A 21167-nucleotide genomic window follows, 5' to 3' on the forward strand; every position below is an offset into this window, starting at 1 on the left:
TACTGAGATTTCCTGCTTAGCACTAGTCTTCACATATTTTCTTTGCTTCAAAAATACTTGTTCATTTTTCGGTTGCATACCGCCTGGCAATATTGATACATTTGAAGAAAAATAATAATGATCAGTTTTAAAGAGTTACATCAGGGTGAAGAACCGTTGTTATTAGGCAATGTATGGAATGTACAAAGTGCCGGAATATATGAAAAATCAGGCTGTAAAGCATTGGCGACCTCAAGTTCGGCAATGGCTCTGAGCTTAGGATATGAAGACGGGGAGGAGATGAGCTTCGAAGAGTACTTTTATATCATTAAAAGAATAAAAGAGTCGGTTTCTATTCCTTTATCTGTGGATCTTGAATCCGGATACGGAAATACAGAGGAGATCATTGTATCTAATATAATAAGGCTTCTGGAAATAGGAATTGCAGGAATTAATCTGGAAGATACCTATGTGGTGGATGGTAGAAGACAGCTTTTGAATAGAGAAGTATTTGCAGAAAAACTGAAGAATATTTTCTCAACACTGAAAGATAGAAGGAGTGACGTTTTTATCAATATAAGAACTGATCCTTTTTTGTTGGGAATGGAAAATGCATTGGAAGAAACTTTAAAGAGAGTGAAGCTCTTCGAAGAGCTTAAAGCTGACGGAGTCTTTGTACCATGCATTAGTAATGAAAATGATATAAAGGCAGTGGTAAGCGCTACCCAGCTTCCTGTAAATGTTATGGCAGTACCAGGACTCCCGGATTTTAGTGTCCTTAAAAAACTAGGGGTAAAAAGAATTACTTCCGGAGCTTTTTTAAACAGATACGTTTACCAACAGCTGGAAATAATGAGTGAAAATATTAAGAACAATAAAAGCTTTGCTACTCTTTTTGCTTAATCATGGAAATAACTGATCAAATAATGTATGAGGCTTCTTTTCATAAAGACTCTTCATTTGAAGGGATCTTCTGGATGGCGGTAAAGACCACTGGAATTTTCTGCCGGCCAACCTGTACGGCACGCAAACCCAAATTTGAAAATGTAGAGTTTTTTACCAATACAAAAGACGCTATATTAAAAGGATACCGTCCGTGTAAAGTATGTAAACCACTGGAAAATCCTGATGTAACCCCTGAGCATATAAAAAAACTGTTACAGGAAATTTCTGAGGATCCATCGTTAAAACTTAAAGATTATGATCTGGTGAAAAGAGGGTTGGAGCCTGCAACTGTTCGACGGTGGTTCCTGAAACATCATGGAATTACCTTTCACACCTTTCAAAGAATGTCCAAGCTGAATACCGCATTTAAAAAACTTCAACAGGGGGAATCAGTTACAGAAGTAGCATTTGAAACTGGATATGAGAGTCTTAGCGGCTTCAATGAAAGCTTTAAAAATATTTTCGGTGTATCTCCTAAAAATAACAGAATAGAAAAGATTATTGATCTCAAAAGAATTGAAACCATGCTGGGAACCATGATCGCCTGTGCTGATGAGAAGGGAATCTGCCTCCTGGAGTTTTCCGATAGAAAAGCACTCCCTACAGAGTTGAAAAGTATTTCCAAACATCTTAATGCCAACATTGTACAAGGGGAAAATCCTCATTTTATCACCCTGGAAAAAGAACTTTCCGAATATTTTGAAGGAAAAAGAACCGTATTTACTGTTCCTCTTTCCCCCGTGGGAACCACCTTTCAGAAGCAGGTATGGGATATCCTGCAGACCATTCCTTATGGGATGACAAGGAGTTATCAGGAACAGGCCGATATTTTGGGAAATCCTAAGGCTGTGAGGGCTGTAGCCAATGCCAATGGCTTTAATAAAATATCCATTATCATCCCCTGTCACCGTGTAATTGGAAGCAATGGTCAATTAACGGGTTATGGTGGAGGAATCTGGAGAAAACAAAAATTATTGGAATTAGAGAAAGCTATTTTGTTTTGATTTTCGTAATTTTAAACAAAAATTTACACGTGAAAAAGTTATTAGTTGCACTTTGCATCTCTGTTTCAGCATTCAGTTTTGCACAGGATTATTCCGTACCGGCAGCAAGCCCGCGTCAGAAGGTAGAACAGCAGTTTTCAATGTCTAAGATCTCTATAGATTACGGAAGACCGGGAGTGAAAGGACGTAAAATCTTCGGGGAATTGGTTCCCTACGGACAAGTTTGGAGAGCGGGAGCTAACTCGTCTACAAAAATTACATTCGGACAGGCCGTTAATTTTGGCGGAAAAACAGTTCCGGCAGGAACTTACGGATTATTCATCGTTCCTACAGAAAAAGAATGGAAAGTAATTTTGAATAAGGACTTCCAACAGTGGGGCGCTTATACTTACGACCCTAAACAGGATGTAGTAGATGTTACCGTGCCTGTTAATAAATTAGCAGATAAACAGGAGTGGTTTGAAATTACCCTGAATCCTACAGATGAAAACTCAGGAAATTTAGTGATCAAATGGGACATGGCTCAGGCAGAAGTTCCATTGAAGCCCTCTAAACTGGATACCGTGATTAAAATTTCTGATAAACTGAAGGAAATCAAGAAAATAGAATCAGATTCTACTAAAAAAAGTTAAACTATGAATTTTTCTGTTCAGCCTGTTTTAGAGAATAATGAACTTCAATTAATCCCCTTACAGCAAGGGGATTTTGAATCTTTATATGAAGTAGCTTCCGATCCTAAGGTCTGGGAGCAGCATCCCAATAAAGACCGTTACCAGAGGGACGTGTTTGAAAACTTTTTTCTGGGTGCTATGGAGAGTGGTGGAGCTTTTAAAATCATTGAAAAAGCTACCGGAGATGTGTTGGGAAGCAGCCGCTACTACAACTTTGATGAAAATGACAGTCATATTTTTGTGGGCTATACTTTCTATGGAACAAAATCCTGGGGAAAAGGAATTAATCCGCAGGTTAAAAAGCTGATGCTGGATTATATTTTCCAATACGTAGATAAAGTTCATTTCCATATCGGAAAAGAAAATTTCCGCTCACAAAAAGCATTAGAAAAATTGGGAGGTAATAAAATAGCAGAAGAGGAAGTTGCCTATTTTGCTGAACCTACAAGAACCAACTTTGTATATGAAATCAAAAAAGAAAATTGGACATGAAAAAATATAAAATCCAGCAATCGCCATTTATAGTTCCTACTACAGATGGTAAGCTGATTGAAGAGCACTGGGGGAACTCAACCGGAAATTCCAATGTTTCCATTGCTCATATGGTGGCACCTCCGGAGTGGAGCGAGCCTCATCAGACTCCGGAGTTTGATGAATTTACCTATATTATTTCAGGAAAGAAACAATTTGAAATTGATGGTGAAATTGTAGAACTGGAAAAAGGGCAAAGCATTCTTATTGAAAAAGGAGCAAGAATACGTTACAGTAATCCCTTTTCAGAACCTTGCGAATATCTGGCTATTTGTCTTCCTGCATTCTCTATGGAACTGGTCAATAGGGAAGTGGAAGGAGTAGATTAGAATATAAACACTTAGAATCTAATAAAGCAATCTCAATTTTGAGATTGCTTTGTTTATTTAAATACCTGTTAATGCCGGATTTTTCACAATAGTAGTGCTTGTTATCTCTAATTATTTTGTAAGTTCGCGGACTTAAAAAAATAATAACTATTTAAAATATATGAAAAACAATTTATCAATTGTATTACTGATGGGTATTGCCCTTTCTGCCACTTCATGCGCAAGTATGTTTACCGGTACTAAGGATAAAATCACTTTCAATTCCAGCCCTGAAGGCGCAAAAGTATTCCATAAAGGAGTGGAAAAATGTATGACCCCATGTACTGCTGAAATCTCAAGATCATTGAGTAAGCAAACCGTAACATTTGAAAAAGAAGGTTTTAATAATAAGGAGATAAAACTAACGAAGACTTTTAACCCGGTCACTTTGCTGAACATCCTTTTGGGTGGAGCTATAGGGATTGGAATTGATGCTGCAACAGGTTCCTTGACCAAATATTCTCCTAAAAAATATGACGTTGAACTGGAAGCTAAACCTTAATGAATTAAAATAAAAATAACAAAAGGCAAATTCGAGAGTGAATTTGCCTTTTATATGTACTGTATTAGGTTATTTCTGTTGAACTAATGGTTTACTTCAGGATCTCTTTCAAAAACATCAATGTGTGATTCCATGCTCTTTTGGCCATCACTTCATTGTAATCCGGAGATTTCGGATCTGTGAAAGTATGTTTTGAATGGGCATAAGTGATGATCTGCCAATCGGCATTTCCTTCGTTCATTTCTTTGATCAGGTTATTATAATCATCGGGTGTTACGCTTCTATCATCTGCCGGATTTTCTACCAGAATTTTAGCCGCTAGCTTTTCATTTTTTCTGGTCTGATCTCTTCCCAAACTTCCATGAATAGAAACAACTCCTGCAACAGGTAAATTACCTCTGGCAGATTCTAAAGCTCCTGTTCCTCCAAAACAATATCCAATCACTGCTGTCTTATCGGAAATAGCTCCGTTTTTCTTCAGCTGGTCCAGTGCTAATCCGATTCGTTTTTGATATTCCTTATAATTCTGTTTATAATACCCTGAGCTTTTAGCGGCTGCATCGTTGTCAACAGGGATCTTTCCCTCCCCATAAATATCAGCGATGAAAGCAATGTATCCCTGTTTTTCAAGCTCTAAGGCTGCCGTTTTAGCTTCTTCGTCAATACCTTTCCAGGCCGGAAGAATTAAAACTCCGGGCAGTTTTTTTCCTGCATTGGAAGTGATTAAACCATTCAGTTTTTGGGAGCCGTCCTGATAGGAAATGGAGGCAAGTTTTTGGCTGAAAAGCGTTCCTGAAGCCATAATCAATGTGGTTAATAAGATTGAACGTACCATATTTTATAATTTAGTCATAATATACTTTATAGTGAATTGCGGATTACAAATGAGGCTGTTTCATTATTTTGTTCCTTACAATGTCAATAAAAAAATCCTCAACTAAATTACTTAAAATAACTTAATTGAGGAGATTTATATTTTATTCGGAAGACCTTATAGGGTAACTCCTAAACTGGCAAGTTCCTGTTCCAGATTGGTATCCGGGGTAACATGAATAGTGATAAAACCTAGATCTTTTGCCATTTCGATGTTCTTAGAATTATCATCAATGAAAACAGATTCGGCAGCCTTGATATTATATCTTTCCAATAAAACGTGCCATATTTTAGGATCCGGTTTAATCAGTTTTTCCGTTCCGGAAACGACAATTTTTCCTTCAAAAATTTGAAAGAAATCATAGTTTTCCAATGCGTAAGGGAAGGTTTCTTCAGACCAGTTGGTCAGTCCGAAAAGCTGGTAGTCTGTATTCTTAAGCTTTCTCAGAATTTCTACGTTCTGGGGAATGTCACTTTTCAACATGACGGTCCAGTTATCATAAAACGCTCTAATTTCTTTTTCCCATTCCGGAAATTTCTTCACCTGGATTTCTGTTCCTTCTGAAAGGCTTCTTCCCCGGTCCTGTTCGATATTCCACTCGTCCTGAGCAATGTTTTCAAGGAAATATTCCATTTTTTCATCGTCATTGAAATAATCTTTGAAGAAATACCTGGGGTTCCAATCCATCAGTACGCCTCCGAAATCGAATATAATGTTTTTTATTTTCATATGAATTAATATTTTTGTGAACCTCCGTCAAAGATTCTTTGAATTTTCGCCACCCTTCCAGAGGAGGGGAATTCTCACGATTACAACTGTATTATTCGTGAGGAGGGAGTGATATTATAGTTTTTACGCAGTATTTATCTACTCTGGTTTATAAAACCGATACTGTCCGTCTTCATAATAGGCATTGATGTGTTGAAGCCCATTGGTCAGGATAATTTCTTTGGCTCCAATAACGGAATTGTACCGGGCTGTTTGCTCAAATGTTTTTTCCGTCAATTTAATTTGCGGAGCTTTACATTCAATCAGGATGACAGGCTCTGTTTTTTCTGTAATAAGAAGGTCAATCCTCTTGGTAAGTCCATTTAAAATGATCTTTTTTTCTGTAATAAGGGCTGATGCAGAATAGGCTTTTACAGTGAGATAATAATGTACCCAGTGCTGCCTTACCCATTCTTCAGGAGTAAGGAGAAGATAAGTTTTACGAATCAAATCATAAATAAAAAACTTATCTTTGTCTTTCTTGAATTTAAAATCAAAAGTTTCCTGAAAATTCAGTTTTGGAAGTTCCATTAATAAGATGAAAGAATTAGATTTAATCCTCAAAAATATTAAAAATAAAGAAGTTTTACCTATTTATTTTTTCCACGGAGAAGAAGCCTACTTTATTGATGTTGCTGTAAAAGCCCTTGAGCATAACTTTTTGGAGGAAGATGAAAAAGCTTTCAATCAAACGGTTACCTATGGAAAAGATACTTCTTACCAGGAAGTTCTTTCTCTGGCAAGGCAGTTTCCGATGATGGGAGACAAACAGGTGATCATCGTTAAAGAAGCACAGGATCTGAGGTTGAATGAAGACGAAAACCGAATTCTGGAATCCTATGTTGAAAACCCGGTACCTTCTACCGTACTGGTTTTCGCACACAAACATAAAAAACTGGACAGCCGGAAAAAAGCAGCTAAAGCTTTAGATAAAGCCAAAGTTCTTTTCCTTAGTGAGCCTGTAAAGGAAAATAATCTTCCGAAATGGATTGCAGATGAGTGCACAAAACTTAATATAAAAACAGCTCCCAATATTTCACATCTCCTTGCAGAGTATCTGGGAAATGATCTGTCCAGAATTGCCAACGAGCTGAATAAATTAAAGATCATCCTTAAAGAAGGGGAAGTACTGGACGGAACGATTGTTGAAAACCATATTGGAATCAGTAAAGAATACAATGTTTTTGAACTTCAGAAGGCCTTGGGAACAAAAAATGCCAATGCAGCCTTTAAAATTGCCCATTTTATGGGAAAAAACCCTAAGAATAACCCTTTTGTAATGCTGCTTGCAAGTCTGTATAACTATTTTTCCAACGTTATTATTTATCAGACCATGGCTGGGCAGCCCCCGCAAACTATTGCTTCACAAATGGGAGTTAATCCGTATTTCATTAAAGATTATGCGGAAAGTGCCAGGTTATATCCTTTAAAACATGCCACAAGAGTGATATCTATTTTAAGAGAATTTGATATGAAAGGAAAAGGTCTTGGTGCGGTAAATATGGGGGAAGCAGAACTCATTAAGGAACTGGTGTATAAGATCATTAATGTAGATAAAATTAAGATGAAAGTCTAAATTTTTACGAATTAGGGGAATTTGAATTTTACAGGATATTTTTAGATTTTAAAATATAGGTGATGCGAAAAATTATTTTTCTGATAGTTTTATCTGTGATTTTCCTAAGCTGTACAGCAAAGAAGGTTGAGGGCCAATTTATAAAAGGAGATCATTATGAATTGAAAAAATCTGAAAATCAAAAAGCGGTTTTGGTTTTATTTCCTTGTTTTCCTTGTGATATTGAGCATACAAAGATGGAAGCAGGCTTCCTGAAAGATATAGAGAAAGATGGAATTACAACGCTGCTTTTAGGCTATAATCAGAAGCTCTTTTTAACGGAAGCTGAAAAAGAAGAATACTCAGAAACTTTACTTTCTATATTGGATCAACATAACGTTGATAAGAAAAATGTTTTCATCGGTGGTTTTTCCGGTGGAGGTAATATCGCGTTTTTACTTTCAGGTTATTTAATAAAAAATAATAATTCTGTTCAGCCCAAAGGGATGTTCGTAATAGATTCTCCTATTGATCTGGAACAGCTGTATTATAATGCTCAAAAGGATATTTCAGCTAATATAGATGCTGATGCCGCTGAAGAAGGGAAATTTCTGGTTGAGCTTTTTGAAAAAGAACTGGGGAAACCTTCTGAAAATCAAGGGAAATATAAAACAGCTTCACCTTACCTGATTTCGTCTAATTCAATTGAAAATATTCAATATTTAAAAGGAATTAAAACAAGGTTCTATTGCGAGCCGGACCTGGAATGGCAACAGCAAAATAAAGGTAGAAAATGGGAAGATCTTAATGCGTTTGTGCTTAAAAAAGCTAATGAGTCATTACTCAATCTTGGAAATCAAAAGTCAGAATATATAGAAACCAAAAACCGTGGAATAAGAGCTAACGGAAAAAAACACCCTCATTCCTGGAATCTTGTGGAGCGTGGAGAACTGGTGAGATGGATGCTGCCGTGAGTTGGAAAACAGGACGTTGAAAAAATGGAGAATGAAATTTAACCAATAATTTCTTTAATTAAAATAAATACCGGACATTCTGTATTTTAACTTTGCACTATCAACTATCAACTATCAACTATCAACTATCAACTATCAACTATCAACTATCAATTGACAGCCGATATATCTGTTATTGACAAGTATCATTAAAATAACTTTAAAAAGACCATAAAAATTCCGAAATTAGCAGTCTTAATTTAATTAAATCTTTTCGAACAAGTAAATTATGGAGCAAAACATTTTAGATTGTGTGATCGTTGGATCTGGGCCTTCTGGCTTCACCGCTGCTATCTATGCAGCAAGAGCAGACTTGAAACCTGAATTATATACAGGTTTGGAGCCGGGCGGACAATTAACAACCACTACAGAAGTTGATAACTTTCCAGGGTATCCAGCCGGGATTACAGGTCCTGAAATGATGATGGATCTGCAAAAACAGGCAGAAAGATTTGATACCAAAGTTCATTATGAAATGATCACTAAGGCTGAGTTTTCTAAGGAAGTAGGTGGTGTTCACAAATTATATGCAGGAAACAAAGAAATTCTTGCCAAAACAGTAATTATCTCTACAGGAGCTACAGCAAAATATTTAGGTCTTGATGACGAGAAAAAATATGCAGGAGGCGGGGTTTCCGCTTGTGCTACATGCGACGGATTCTTCTACAGAGGAAAAGATGTAGTAGTAGTAGGAGCAGGAGATACAGCCGCTGAAGAAGCTACTTATCTGGCTAAATTATGCAGAAAGGTAACCCTATTGGTGAGAAAAGATGTTTTCAGAGCTTCAAAAGCAATGATCCACAGAGTGGAAAGCACTCCTAATATCGAAGTGAAGTTCCACCATGAGTTAATCGGGATAGAAGGAGAGAACAGCTTGGTAGAAAGAGCCGTAATCATTAATAACCAAACTCAGGAAATTTCTAAAGTAGAGGTTGAAGGAATTTTCATTGCTATTGGTCATAAACCCAATACAGATATCTTTGCAGGTCAGGTAGATCTTGACGAAAACGGATATATCTTAACTGAAAAAGGTTCTTCAAGAACGAATCTTCCGGGAGTATTTGCTGCAGGAGATGTTCAGGACCATATCTACAGACAGGCTATCACAGCTGCAGGAAGTGGATGTATGTCTGCAATGGATGCTGAGAAATATTTAGCTGAATTACATTAATAGTATTCAGTTTATAAAATACAAAGCGTGCCGTGAGGGTGCGCTTTTTTGTTTGTTATGTGGATTCTTAATATAGAGCGTTTACAAGGATATGGCGGTATCAATTGTATCTGAGATATAATCTTTGCGCCTTTGCGTATTCCAACAATTACTTCGCAATTAATATCAAAAAATTAATTGAATAATAAAATAGGTAATAAAACATTGATATATTTGTGAAACTGCAAAAATATATGAATTTGTATTCCATTTAAAAGAAATTAACAAAAACTAAAAAAAATGAAAAGAGTAACAGCCATCGGAGGAATTTTCTTTAAATGTAAAGAACCGGAACAAATCAATGAATGGTATAAGACCCATCTGGGATTGGAAACCAGCCCTTACGGAACCAAATTCGACTGGAAAGAAGTGGATTCGGATAAGAAAGGGTATACGCTGTGGAGTCCTTTTAAAGAGTCTACCCAATATTTTGAGCCTTCAACAAAAGAATTTATGATCAATTACCATGTGGAAAATATTGAAGCATTGGTAGAAGAGCTGAAAAAAGAAGGGGTAACTGTTCTGGATGAGGTGGTCACCTATGAATATGGAAAATTTGTACACATCCTGGATCCTGAAGGAAATAAAATTGAATTGTTCGAACCAGCAGGAGAGTAGACTGCTTATAGACAAACTTTCCTGATTTGTCATTTGTTAGGAATCCAGCCTGATTGGTTAGGATTTTGAGCTTGATGCTGTTTTTATTAAATAAGTAATAGAATTGTTTAGATTCCTGCAGAATGACAGAATGGAAATGTTGATTTTGTACATACAAACACCTCTCACGTAAAGTAAAATACCTAGATTTGGATTTCAAACTTTAAAAAAATAATATGGACAAAAAGATTATAAAAATCACCCATGTCACAGGGACGTATACTATTAAGATTGCAGAAGGAAGGCTTAATGAAATGAAAGCCCAGTTGGATAAATGCCTGAACGATGAGCAGGCAGCCATTGTAGTGAAGGGAGACGATGGAGATCAGTTTGTATATCCGTCGGATTTTATCAAAAATAGTTTCATTGCCATCGTAGACGGTGAATAAACTCTATACGAAATAAGGCCTGAAGACTTTTAAAGACTACGTTTTTAGTTGTAGAATATAATGACAGAGGTTTTACGGACACAATGAGTGAAAATAATTCACCTGATTTTAAGCTCCTTATTGATTTTTGTTAGAATTTGTGCGGTAAAAGTTTTGCAGAAATTAAAAATCGTTCTATATTTGCACCACTGAAAACAACGGTATAGCCGGGGTTTAAGGAGAGATGGCAGAGTGGTCGATTGCGATAGTCTTGAAAACTATTGACTGTAACAGGTCCGGGGGTTCGAATCCCTCTCTCTCCGCAGAAAAGGGTTAAATCAATAGATTTAATCCTTTTTTATTTTGAGCATTTCATAATCAATGGGATCAGGCTTGAAAACGGATCAGGCGCAAAAGTTGGGGATCATTCTCAAAAGTTGTGGACTAAGCAAATTGGATTAAACTAAAACATCTTGTTTGGATGACATTAAATATGTAATTTTTATATTTTGACATGAAAATAGGATGGAAATAACCTTTTATTCACGCAAAGGAAAAATAATTCGAATGCTCTATTGTAAGAAAGCAAAGAAAGGCGACTTTGTCGCTGAATAAGCGATATAAAAAAGTTAGCTTCATCAAAATCGATTAGAAATCGATTCATTCTTGGCTCACTTAAAATCAAGCATAATAAAAATAGAACTTTGCGTCAAAGAAAGGTGTATTGGATCAGGTGCAAAAGTTGGGGGCTAGGCAAAAAGTTGAGTTAATCTGAACAGAAAGAAAGTTCTATCTTTTACTCCTCTAAGCTGCATCCTGAAGTTTTTAATTTTAGCATTGAATGATTCCGCAGCCGCATTGGTACTTCTTTTATCAAAATAATTTAGAATCTCTCTGTAATGGATCATTATTGTTCTTTTTAAAGTGGAAAATGATTTAAAATCGGCTTCTTCAATATTTCTAAACCAGTGTGCCAGTTTAGTCATAGCTACCGACTTTGTAATTTTCTGATTATAGATCTTTCTAAGGCCATCGGTTAGATGGTAAGCCTTTTCCAGATCAGGATATTGTGTAAAAAGGATGGCCGCTCTGAGTCTTTGAGATTCACTCCATTTTTCTCTACTTTTGTAAAGTAAATAGCGGCTCCTTGCCAAAAGTTGTCTCCGGGTATCTCCATTTTCAAAAGTTTCTATATCTGCCGATGTTCCTTTAGATGACTCTTCAATAGCGTTATTCTCCATTTCAATAGCTTCCCAACGATGTTTGATTCTGATTTCCTGAAGTGCCTCTATGGCAAGCTTTTGAACATGGAAGCGATCTATCACCTGAGAAGCATTAGGGAAGCATCTTTTAGCAATAAGCTTCATCGAGCCGGCCATATCCAAAGTGATTTCTTCAACCCTGATCCGAAGCTTTCTGTCTATTTTTAGAAGATGTTCTATTACAATATCGCTCTGAGTACCTTTTATAATAGCAACAATATTGCCTTTTCTACCTTTTGCTTTTTTAGAGGTAAGAACAGTATAAAGTTCCCCATCTGACAGAGCCACTTCGTCTAAGGATAAAGATTCTGAAAGATTTTCAGGATAAACAACCCAGTCCTCAGCATGAACTCTATATTTCCAGTGTACATATTCACTGAGCTTATTTTTATATTGTCTCTGAAAAGTCTTACCATTAACTCCAAAGAGCTCTGCAATAACCTTCAGTGGAAGAGCCTTAGTATCGGCTAATTTTTTTTAAGAATCCTGCAAAGTCCTTGGTCATACGTGTTCCTTTGGATATAAGCTGCCAATCTCTTTGAAGGATTTCTCCTGATGATTTATCTGTCCATCTTCTTCTTTTCACATGAAGTTTTACAATTTTACCCCTTAATGGGTAGTCATCCACAATAATTTCAGGTAAAAAGCCCTTCGACTCCAATAGCCTTTCATTAAATTCACAGGGAATGCTACTTTTTTCTTCAAAATAAATATGAAGTTCTGCATCATGTTGTTCTGCTTTGGTTATATCAAAGTGTTCAACTAAAAACTCGGGAAGTAATAATTTAAGTAGTTCGTGATCGCTTAGCATAATACAAAGATAAGATTACTAAATATTCCCCCCAACTTTTGCTCCTGATCCGTTAATCTGAACAGAAAGAAAGTTCTATCTTTTACTCCTCTAAGCTGCATCCTGAAGTTTTTAATTTTAGCATTGAATGATTCCGCAGCCGCATTGGCTTAGCCCACGGTTAGCTGAATAGAGATCCATTTATTGATGATGAAGAAAAGTATTACTAAACTTTCCTATAAAATTTCCTGACAGTCTTATTAATTTTTGCTAAATAGTACTATATTTAAAAACCCTGACAAATAATTAACTATGGCTAAAACAACACAAATCATGATCAAACCCTGGAAATAAATGCACGAAAAGCATTAGCAGCAATGGTAGCAACCGCCGGCAACTCGACAAATAAGACACAATAAGGGATTAAAAAGCCCATTGCACAGCAACTTTTTTAGTCCACACTATTGACACATTTGGTTTTGCCAAACACTCAAGCCAGTGTTTTGCAGTTCAAAAGATTCATTCCCATACAGAACAAAACTTAGATAACGCAAAAAGATGAGCTATACAGCAAGTGTTATTTGAGCCATACAGCAAATAATATTTCTGACTTTGTCTTGAACTTTACAGCAATAAAAAAATACAAATGGAAAATTCAATTTCAAAAGAAAAAGTTTACTTCAATGCAGAAGGAGTAAAATTATGTGGTAATTTATATAAGCCGGCAAATTTCGACGATACAAAACAATACCCTTCAATCATTACGCAGGGGTCTGCTTTTTCAATTAAGGAGCAAATGTCGGGAGGCTATGCCCGGAAAATGGCAGAAAATGGATTTGTTGCGTTGGCATTTGATTATCGTACTTATGGGGAAAGTGAGGGACAACCCCGCCAATATGAAAACCCCGAAATCAAAAGAAATGATCTGGAAGCGGCCGTCACCTTTCTGATTTCTTTACCATATGTCAATAAGGTAAATGCTCTTGGCGTCTGTGCTTCAGGCGGCAATGTTGCTCATTTGGCAGCAACCGATGATAGATTAAATGCGATTGCTATTGTAGCAGGAATGGTGGGTGGACCTTCCGAACTTGGAGAAGCAAGAGGAAGTAATGAAGAAGAAATGAATGCCTTAATCCAATTTATTCAACAAGCCAAACAAGATTATGAACAAACAGGAGAAGCTAAAACGGCTACGGGATATAGTAGTACAGACAAAAATGCTTTTTATTATAATGAAGTGGATTATTATGAAAACGAAAAAAGGGGTAATATAAAAGAATTTAAAAATGAATATGCAATTATAAGTCTCGAACCTTTGTTTCAATTTGACCCAATGAGTAAAGCGGAAAATATAAATATTCCTGCCATTGTTTTTCATTCAGACAATTGTGTACTTCCAAATGCATCTAAAAATTTTTACAGCAAGCTAAAAGGCGAAAAAGAATTGGTTTGGGGAACAGAAACACAATTTAATTATTATGATAAACCGGAACTCGTAAATGATGTAACAACTAAGGCTACCGAATTTTTTAAAAAATACTTAAATTGATTTTCACAAAACAATAAAGATGGAAGGGAAAGAAAACAACATTAGCGAATTAACGGCTGAGCAACAGCAAACCCTTATTACTTTTACGAATTTTTTGCCAAGCCAATTCGTACTGAAATTGCCAGAAATCCGGCTGAGTATGGGTTAGCATATGAAGAAGCTAGCTTTCCGGCAATGGATGGAATAGAAATTAAAATGTTGTTTATACCCACTGAATCCGATAAACTCCTTATCGTAAATCATTTTCTTGATGCAAACCGCTATGGCTATCCCGGATACAAAACCCCGAATGATATTGTCGGTTTTGAAGTCAATCAGGTAGCACAGTATAAAACACTACATGATACAGGTTATAATATTTTGGCTTACGATTTACCTAATCATGGCGAAAGCGAATCTGCTCATGATGGTTGCGGGGTAGTGGAGTGTATGAACACATGGATGTTATTGGCTATGTACGCTACGCCAAATCAAGAAAAGATACTGCTCAGATGAAAACTGCGCTTTATAGCATATGCTATGGATGCAATTCTACCTTTGTAGCCTTCAGTAAGCACCCCGAAGAATTCAGCCATATTAAGCAATTGGTTGGATTGCAGCCTGTATCAGTATATATTATGATGGGACAACCTCGGTATTGACAAAAAGGCTGGGGTAGCTTTATCAGAAAAGACGATGTATGACATAACAGGTTTAAATTTCGACCAGTTATCTCCAGTTGAGCACGCAAAATCGGTAACTATACTCATACTTATAGTACAGGTACATAATGATTCAATGGTTTATCCATCAGATATACAAACTATGTTTGACAACTTAGCATCCGAAGATAAAAAACTGTTTTGGATTGAAGATACTTCCAACTGCTTTCACGGCTATACCTATTTTAATGATAACCCGGAACTTTTATTAGAGTGGTTTAACAAATATATCAATGATTAAATTTATTTTTCAAGTGGATTGAAAATATTGTTTGACAGGAAAATTTATTTTCCTTTCTAAAATAAAGCATTTTTTGTGGAAAAATAGACAAGCTATTAGAAAATTCTACGAAATGGTACCATTTCGTTGCAGCATTTTTCGCTGGATTTTTTTTAACCAATGCCATACCGCATTTTGTGAATGGAATATCGGGTGATGCATTTCCATCACCATTCGCTGATCCTCCCGGGAAAGGTATTTCCTCTCCATTGACCAACGTTTTTTTTGGATTATTTAATATTTTCATAGGTTATTTACTTTTTAGAGCCGGAAAAATAAGCGCAAAAATAAATTGGGACTGGCTATCTTTTTTGTTGGAATGATTACCATTCGTATTCTCTGTGCTGCTATCTTTGAAAATGAAGTGAATTGAATGGTCAAATAGTAAAATGGGAGAAAATAAAAATGACATATTTAGCAACCTGCTATTTTCCTGTGCTTGTGAAAAATACAGGTCGGATGAGCAAATTTTGCCTGAACATTTTTTAGCTATTCATCTTTCGGGCGAAACACACATGCAAATAACCGGTAAAAACTTAGTATTCAAAGAGGGCAGTATAATTTTGGTTCGTAAAAACCAATTGTTCAGGGCTGTTAAAATACCTGGAAGCAACGGCGAATACAAAGCAGTTGCCATTTTTTTAAACGAGGATGTATTGCGTAAATATGCATCACTCCATAGAATTCCCGAACAGGAAAGATATATAGGTGAAAGCACAATAATTATCAAAAAAAATCCTTTCATACAAGGTTATTTTAAGTCGTTACTCCCTTATGAAGACAGTACGATAAAAAAAACACATTCGCTTTCCGACATAAAAATTAATGAAGCCATTGAATTACTGTTACAGTACAATCCCGATTTTAAAAAATTCTTGTTCGATTTCAGCAAACTGCACAAAATTGATATTGAAAAATTCATGTTGCAAAATTATAAATCCAATGTTCCCATTGAACAGTTTGCTAAGCTAACAGGACGAAGCTTAGCTTCTTTTAAACGCGATTTTAAAAAAACATTTGGACAATCACCCCGACAATGGCTACAGGGACAACGGCTTACGGAAGCTCACCGATTAATTACAAAGGAAAATCAAAAACCCACAGATATTTATTTAGATCTCGGTTTTGAAAACCTATCGCACTTTTACTTTTCTTTTAAACAAAAATATGGAGTGACCCCTACAGAATTAAAATGAACTTTGCCAACCTACACAAAGGAATGGTTAAAGGATTCCATTGTTAATATTGTTATTCATGTCAATCAAGACTTTTAGCCTCCAGCTCTAAACCCTTTGCTTTCTTAACCGAACGTACGTTATTTAATAAACTGTACATTTTGTACATTCCATAGTTTATGTTATTTTAGTAAAAAATATAGCTCTTTGATGTCAAAAAGAAAATTTATTCTGTTGTCTATACTTAAAACATGGTTTTTTGCTACGTTTATTTCCGTTGTTTTTCTAATCGTGTTTTTAGGTATTACCAGAGAAATCATAGAAGAACCTAGGAATTGTGATATGAGTGGTCTCGCCTATGGCTTTATCATCTTTTGGCTGTTTTTCCTGAGCTTAACTTCCTTGAGCAGCTTATTTTCTTTTTTAAAACAATTCCAGGGAAAAATACAAGTAGCTTTGTGTTGGTTTTTACTTCCCGTTATTGCTTCAGCTTCTTCATTTTTTTTCATTTTAGATAGGGAAATTGATGGGCAGGAGATTATGGTTTTTCTGATTATTAATCTACCCTGGCTGGCCCTATGGTTACTTTATTATTATAGATTTAATTCTTTATTCAGGTAATTGTATTATAAAAATATAAAAGTATATCCCGGAATTTCCGATTTCTTCAATCCAATTCAAAAAAAATCATTACCAGGCAAGACCGTAATAGAGAAATATCAATGACACGGAGCTTCGATCAGTCTGGAGCTTTTCATAAGCTCAGCTTGTAATGTTGCTTTAAAACGGATTTTTGAAGGCTGCTCTAATTCGGCCGTTGTTTTAATATTTTCAGTCTGAATAATCCTCCATTATCCGAGGCGATTACGATAAAAACTTCATTGTTGAAATCTACTTTTTACGATGACCGAATTGTTTTGGCAGCTTCTTTATATCATGGTTATTGATAACAGTAAAGGAGTTTTTTGATAGTTTCTTTAAAGCTATCTTCAAACCCATCTTGTATCGATCTTCTAAAATGGTACAATCATGAAAATCTTTTCGCAAAAGTAAATCACGGTATTTTGAAAACTGCTACACTTTTGTGTAGATTTGTGGTACCAAAGCTAAAACTACTCCTTTGTGTAGTGTGTAGATTTGTATTTAAACCTATGGAAGATATTAATAGATTTTTTAATGATAAAAATGAAGTCGGTAAAGATGCGGATATCGACTTCAGCCAGTCCGGAGATTATCTGGAGGCCGTAAAAGCATTGGCAAGAACCACTTATCAGAGTCTATACGTTATTAATTATCAAACGAAAGCATTTGAATATGTTTCTGAAAATCCTCTTTTCCTGTGTGGAAAAAGCTCTAAGGAAGTAAAGGAGCTGGGCTATGCTTTTTATTTTCAGAATGTAAAACCTGAAGATGTAGAGATGCTGATTAAGATCAATAAAGCCGGATTTGATTTCTATGAAACCATTCCTGTAGAGGAAAGGAAACTGTATTCCATCTCTTACGACTTTTATCTTATCAACGGTAAAAAGAACCTTATTCTTGTCAATCATAAACTTACCCCGATGTTTCTTACAGAAGAAGGGCAGGTGTGGAAAGCTTTATGTATCGTTTCACTCTCTAACAGCAGCTCTTCCGGGAATGTTGTCCTTAGCAAAGAAGGATCGGATACCCTATGGAAGTATGATTATATAACAGATATCTGGGAAAAAACCGAAAAAATAAAACTCTCCTCCAGGGAATATGATATTTTAAGTCTATATGCAAGTGGTTTGACGATTAATGAGATCTCTGAAAAACTTTTTATTACTGCCGATACCGTGAAATTTCACCGGAAAAAGCTTTTTGAAAAAATTGGGGTAAATAATATTGCGGAAGCGTTAACTTATGCTAAAACCAATAAATTGTTGTAAAAAATATACTTTATTACCGTTTTTTTACGGTATTTTCTATAATGTCTTTTTTGATTCGATTTTAGGTCTGATATTTGTACTGGGTAGTCAAACTAAGTGACCTAATTTATTTATGAAGAACATGTCTGTGAAAAAATTATTTCTATACGCATTCTTATGCGCAGTATTTCTTGTTTCCTGTAAAAAAGAAGTAGAAAAAATAAGTGATACTTTTAAAGATACAGTTTCTTCCGTATCGGGAAATCCTGACGCGGAGACTGATTCCATCAAGAAAGATTCCGTACCGGTAGTTAAGAAAGAATCTGTACCACCGGTGATGCAGGAAAATGGATTCTACAATGCTTTCGTTATTCCAAAAGATAAAAAAATGAGGGATTCCCTCTATGCGGAATTCAGCAAAAAATACAACGAAAAAGAACGTACCGCTATTTTAGCCTTAAACAGATTGGATTCTAAAAGTAAGTGGAATGCAGATACCTTAGTGGTTCCTGCAAAAATAGATACCACCCTGATGGCTTATTCACCTTTTCCTATGCAGCTTGATGTATTAAGCGGTGTAAAGAAATTTGTCATCTTTTCATACCCTATACAGGCTTATGCTGTCTATTCTAACGGAAGTCTGGTGAAATGGGGCCCTACAAGTATGGGGAAAAAAGCAGCGCAGACAACAAGAGGACTTACTTTTGCCAATTGGAAAAAGAAACTCTCTATTTCTACTGTCAGCACTGAATGGAAACTTCCTTACAATTTTAATATCCATAATATTGGAGGAATCGGATGGCATGAATATACGCTTCCGGGATATCCTGCATCACACTCATGCTTACGGTTATTGAGAAAAGATGCCCAATGGTTGTATTCTTATGCAGATACCTGGATATTGAATCCGGGAGGTGCTACCACAAAAGCCAAAGGAACGGCAGTAATGGTATTTGGTGACTATAATTGGGGAGGAAGAAGACCTTGGAAGAAACTACTGGACGATCCCAATGCCAATAATATTTCTGTAGAAGAGCTGACCAAATTATTGGAACCGGATGTGCCCAAAATGCTGAAAGAACAAAGCAACAGAGAAAAAGTAGCCGATTCTATCAAAGCGGCTAAAGCAATGGCGACTCCGGTTGATAATGAAAGTCCTGTAGAACCCGAATCTAATTAATCTTTTTTTCAAACTGTAACGTAGATTCTTCAGCGAATCTTCTCAGTTTAAGCATCTCTTCTTTTCCTTTATGCTGCCCGAATCTCGCTGCAGCATAGGTAAGCAGAATAAAAAATAACATAACAAAAGAAGCGCTCAGTGCCCACGGGTATTCGGCGCTTTTTATTTGCTTTTCTACATAATACATTGTAAAGAAAGTCATCCACAGAATGGAAAAAGAGAAATAAAGAAACATGAAAAATGTCCAGACTGCTGAGCTGGGACCAAATACTCCACGGATTACCGTATGGTCATCTTCCATTTCTACCCGCAAAGACAGGCGTGGTTTCCAATAATTGTCATATTCTGTTTCTACACAGATGGTAGCAACCTCTTTGTTAATGTTTCCGGAAAATTCATCCTTATGTCCGGCAAGGTATGTTTTTAAATTTTCCGCATATTCTTCTTTGGTAAGATGTGTAAACATTTTAAATCTCGGCCGGGTTCTTATCCTGTCTAAAGTAGTTTCTTCTGTTTTCATATTAATCTTGATAAGGTATTGGATCTTCTAAAGTGAAACTTATTTTTAATGTTTCATTTTTTCTTTGAACAACAATGGTAATATCACGGCCTTCAGAAGATTTCATTAATTCAATAATTTTTTGTAATGTCATATTTGATGCATTTTTACCGTTGATGCTGATAAGTCTGTCATCTGTTTTTAAACCTGCCTTATAGGCGGGAGAGTCTTTTCTGACCCCTGCAATTGAAAAAAGAGGTTTTAAACTGAAATTATACTGAAACGATTCTGCTTTATAGGTTTCATTCATAGAACCGGCATAAGGTTTGGGTTCAATTTTTACTCTTTCTTCAGCCCATTGCATACCGTCTTGCTTGAAATCAAGTCCGCTCATATTAAAATGAAAAGGATCATCAAAATTTCTATTTTTTTTAAGGTATAACTTTTTATTATTATAATCAAAAAAAATGGTAAAACGACGCATAATTTCTCCACCTATAGATCCTTTCCGGTCTTTTACAAGATTCACATGCTGGACAGAAAACTCATCGGGCATTGCAGTCAATGGTTTTTCAAACTGAAATTTTCCAATATAAAAATTATGAATTCTGCTTCTCTTACCATAGATATCTCCATTAAAGCCACGCCCCAGGAAATCATCAATATTGGGTCTGTTATAAACAAAGTTTTTAATGAGAGAAGGGAATAGCCATATGGCATCGCTGTTTCCGAGGTCAATTAATAATTTTGAACTTTTCTTTTCATTGGTCATCTCTATATCGGTATAGAGATAGGGTTTATCTTTTTCTATGGTAATCGGAAGTTCTTCAAATTTTTTGATTTTCTTTTTAAACAGGCCAGTATCTTCATATACCGTTAGTTTCTTAGCCAGATAATCTATTGAAACCGGATGGTTTTTGAAAAAATGGTACCCAATCACTCCGTTTACAGGGATCCCTACATGGGGTGAAATGTTGAATTCTTCATTGGTAACAATATAAAGAGACATAGAGGTATTGATAATAGCATCACCTATTCTGGCAGTATTGCGTTCAGACTTGAATCCATCAAGGCTTAAACTTCCGCCCAGGCCTGAAAACTTTATTTTTTCAACGTTTTCAAGCTTTATTTCCTTGTTTTCCAGACTGAAAAGCATGGTTTCAGACACTCCCGTATCTACTAAAAAAGTAAGCTCTGCCCCATTGATATTAATAGGAATAAAGATCAGATTATTGATAAGTTTAAAAGGAATAACCGCTTTTTTAGCGTTGATTAATTCAAAAGAATTCTGTGCATTACCTAAAATGCCAAAGAAAAGAAATAATAAAATAAATTTTAATTTCATTTACTGAATTTAACGAAATTATCTTAATTGTAAATAAAAACATTCCAAATGA

The 21167-nt window shown here is 35.8% G+C and carries 26 protein-coding genes and 1 tRNA gene; 19 read left to right on the plus strand and 8 right to left on the minus strand.

Annotation, left to right across the window (positions count from 1 at the left end):
- Positions 1-117 precede the first annotated feature (117 nt).
- From LQV47_RS05845 to LQV47_RS05875, 6 genes are all read left to right on the plus strand, one after another.
- Complete coding sequence (locus tag LQV47_RS05845; RefSeq protein ID WP_230034815.1) at positions 118-882, plus strand: isocitrate lyase/phosphoenolpyruvate mutase family protein; 765 nt, start codon at positions 118-120, stop codon at positions 880-882.
- A gap of 2 nt (positions 883-884) precedes the next feature.
- Positions 885-1928 carry a methylated-DNA--[protein]-cysteine S-methyltransferase gene (locus LQV47_RS22535; protein WP_354960383.1) on the plus strand — a complete coding sequence of 348 codons (1044 nt, stop codon included), beginning with the start codon at positions 885-887 and terminating at the stop codon, positions 1926-1928.
- A gap of 29 nt (positions 1929-1957) precedes the next feature.
- Positions 1958-2560 carry a DUF2911 domain-containing protein gene (locus tag LQV47_RS05860; RefSeq protein ID WP_047485699.1) on the plus strand — a complete coding sequence of 201 codons (603 nt, stop codon included), beginning with the start codon at positions 1958-1960 and terminating at the stop codon, positions 2558-2560.
- 3 nt (positions 2561-2563) lie between these two features.
- Positions 2564-3091, plus strand: coding sequence for a GNAT family N-acetyltransferase (locus LQV47_RS05865; RefSeq protein WP_230034816.1), 528 nt, complete (start codon positions 2564-2566; stop codon positions 3089-3091).
- Positions 3088-3459, plus strand: a complete 372-nt coding sequence (locus LQV47_RS05870) for a cupin domain-containing protein (protein WP_230034818.1) — start codon at positions 3088-3090, stop codon at positions 3457-3459. Before LQV47_RS05865 ends, LQV47_RS05870 begins: the two co-directional genes overlap by 4 nt.
- Positions 3460-3619: 160 nt before the next feature.
- Positions 3620-4000 carry a PEGA domain-containing protein gene (locus tag LQV47_RS05875; protein WP_230034820.1) on the plus strand — a complete coding sequence of 127 codons (381 nt, stop codon included), beginning with the start codon at positions 3620-3622 and terminating at the stop codon, positions 3998-4000.
- 91 nt (positions 4001-4091) lie between these two features.
- Here the strand turns inward: LQV47_RS05875 and LQV47_RS05880 are convergent, their stop codons facing one another.
- From LQV47_RS05880 to LQV47_RS05890, 3 genes are all read right to left on the minus strand, one after another.
- Complete coding sequence (locus LQV47_RS05880; RefSeq protein ID WP_230034822.1) at positions 4092-4835, minus strand: dienelactone hydrolase family protein; 744 nt, start codon at positions 4833-4835, stop codon at positions 4092-4094.
- Between the two features lie 156 nt (positions 4836-4991).
- The gene (locus tag LQV47_RS05885) at positions 4992-5603 is read right to left on the minus strand and encodes an HAD family phosphatase (RefSeq protein WP_230034824.1); all 612 of its coding nucleotides are present in this window, start codon (positions 5601-5603) and stop codon (positions 4992-4994) included.
- A 138-nt stretch (positions 5604-5741) separates the two neighbouring features.
- Positions 5742-6173: a type I restriction enzyme HsdR N-terminal domain-containing protein gene (locus LQV47_RS05890; RefSeq protein ID WP_230034826.1), complete on the minus strand. Its 432-nt coding sequence runs from the start codon at positions 6171-6173 to the stop codon at positions 5742-5744.
- 7 nt (positions 6174-6180) lie between these two features.
- On the opposite strand from LQV47_RS05890, the gene holA reads away from it, so the two are divergent.
- From holA to LQV47_RS05920, 6 genes are all read left to right on the plus strand, one after another.
- Positions 6181-7218 carry a DNA polymerase III subunit delta gene (gene holA / locus LQV47_RS05895; RefSeq protein ID WP_230034828.1) on the plus strand — a complete coding sequence of 346 codons (1038 nt, stop codon included), beginning with the start codon at positions 6181-6183 and terminating at the stop codon, positions 7216-7218.
- Positions 7219-7280: 62 nt separating this feature from the next.
- Positions 7281-8171, plus strand: coding sequence for a hypothetical protein (locus LQV47_RS05900; protein ID WP_230034830.1), 891 nt, complete (start codon positions 7281-7283; stop codon positions 8169-8171).
- A gap of 268 nt (positions 8172-8439) precedes the next feature.
- Entirely contained in the window at positions 8440-9381 is a 942-nt protein-coding gene (gene trxB, locus LQV47_RS05905) for a thioredoxin-disulfide reductase (protein ID WP_230034832.1), read from the plus strand.
- Positions 9382-9660: 279 nt separating this feature from the next.
- A complete protein-coding gene (locus tag LQV47_RS05910) occupies positions 9661-10038 on the plus strand; it encodes a VOC family protein (protein ID WP_230034834.1) in 378 nt (125 codons plus the stop codon).
- Positions 10039-10253: 215 nt separating this feature from the next.
- The gene (locus LQV47_RS05915) at positions 10254-10466 is read left to right on the plus strand and encodes a glyceraldehyde-3-phosphate dehydrogenase (RefSeq protein WP_230034836.1); all 213 of its coding nucleotides are present in this window, start codon (positions 10254-10256) and stop codon (positions 10464-10466) included.
- Positions 10467-10683: 217 nt separating this feature from the next.
- A tRNA-Ser gene (locus LQV47_RS05920) sits at positions 10684-10768 on the plus strand.
- 426 nt (positions 10769-11194) lie between these two features.
- On the opposite strand, the gene LQV47_RS05925 is transcribed toward LQV47_RS05920, so the two are convergent.
- Positions 11195-12145, minus strand: a complete 951-nt coding sequence (locus LQV47_RS05925; RefSeq protein ID WP_230034947.1) for a transposase — start codon at positions 12143-12145, stop codon at positions 11195-11197.
- Positions 12146-12164: 19 nt separating this feature from the next.
- Positions 12165-12518 (minus strand): transposase, encoded by a 354-nt coding sequence (locus LQV47_RS05930; protein WP_230034838.1) that lies wholly within the window; start codon positions 12516-12518, stop codon positions 12165-12167.
- 625 nt (positions 12519-13143) lie between these two features.
- Here LQV47_RS05930 and LQV47_RS05935 point away from each other — a divergent pair.
- The 3 genes from LQV47_RS05935 (at position 13144) to LQV47_RS05945 (ending at position 14988) form a co-directional block, all read left to right on the plus strand.
- Positions 13144-14046, plus strand: coding sequence for an alpha/beta hydrolase (locus tag LQV47_RS05935; RefSeq protein WP_230034840.1), 903 nt, complete (start codon positions 13144-13146; stop codon positions 14044-14046).
- A 174-nt stretch (positions 14047-14220) separates the two neighbouring features.
- Positions 14221-14541 carry a hypothetical protein gene (locus LQV47_RS05940; RefSeq protein ID WP_230034842.1) on the plus strand — a complete coding sequence of 107 codons (321 nt, stop codon included), beginning with the start codon at positions 14221-14223 and terminating at the stop codon, positions 14539-14541.
- 309 nt (positions 14542-14850) lie between these two features.
- On the plus strand, positions 14851-14988 hold the full coding sequence (locus LQV47_RS05945; protein WP_230034844.1) for a hypothetical protein: 138 nt from the start codon (positions 14851-14853) through the stop codon (positions 14986-14988).
- On the opposite strand, the gene LQV47_RS05950 is transcribed toward LQV47_RS05945, so the two are convergent.
- Entirely contained in the window at positions 14978-15274 is a 297-nt protein-coding gene (locus tag LQV47_RS05950) for a hypothetical protein (protein ID WP_230034846.1), read from the minus strand. The two genes, LQV47_RS05945 and LQV47_RS05950, sit on opposite strands and share 11 nt — an antisense overlap.
- Positions 15275-15416: 142 nt before the next feature.
- Here LQV47_RS05950 and LQV47_RS05955 point away from each other — a divergent pair, with 142 nt between their 5' ends.
- The 4 genes from LQV47_RS05955 to LQV47_RS05970 all read left to right on the plus strand — a co-directional run bounded on the left by LQV47_RS05955 (position 15417) and on the right by LQV47_RS05970 (position 19271).
- Positions 15417-16223, plus strand: a complete 807-nt coding sequence (locus LQV47_RS05955; RefSeq protein ID WP_230034848.1) for an AraC family transcriptional regulator — start codon at positions 15417-15419, stop codon at positions 16221-16223.
- A 189-nt stretch (positions 16224-16412) separates the two neighbouring features.
- Positions 16413-16823, plus strand: a complete 411-nt coding sequence (locus LQV47_RS05960) for a hypothetical protein (protein ID WP_230034850.1) — start codon at positions 16413-16415, stop codon at positions 16821-16823.
- Between the two features lie 530 nt (positions 16824-17353).
- Entirely contained in the window at positions 17354-18112 is a 759-nt protein-coding gene (locus LQV47_RS05965) for a helix-turn-helix transcriptional regulator (RefSeq protein WP_230034852.1), read from the plus strand.
- A gap of 121 nt (positions 18113-18233) precedes the next feature.
- On the plus strand, positions 18234-19271 hold the full coding sequence (locus tag LQV47_RS05970; protein ID WP_230034949.1) for a L,D-transpeptidase: 1038 nt from the start codon (positions 18234-18236) through the stop codon (positions 19269-19271).
- On the opposite strand, the gene LQV47_RS05975 is transcribed toward LQV47_RS05970, so the two are convergent.
- Together LQV47_RS05975 and LQV47_RS05980 are read right to left on the minus strand one after the other, a co-directional pair.
- Complete coding sequence (locus tag LQV47_RS05975; RefSeq protein ID WP_230034854.1) at positions 19264-19791, minus strand: hypothetical protein; 528 nt, start codon at positions 19789-19791, stop codon at positions 19264-19266. The genes LQV47_RS05970 and LQV47_RS05975 overlap by 8 nt on opposite strands.
- 1 nt (position 19792) lies before the next feature.
- Positions 19793-21115 (minus strand): PDZ domain-containing protein, encoded by a 1323-nt coding sequence (locus tag LQV47_RS05980; RefSeq protein WP_230034857.1) that lies wholly within the window; start codon positions 21113-21115, stop codon positions 19793-19795.
- Between the last annotated feature and the right edge of the window lie 52 nt (positions 21116-21167).

The organism is Chryseobacterium sp. Bi04, assembly GCF_918698085.1.
Lineage (GTDB): Bacteria > Bacteroidota > Bacteroidia > Flavobacteriales > Weeksellaceae > Chryseobacterium.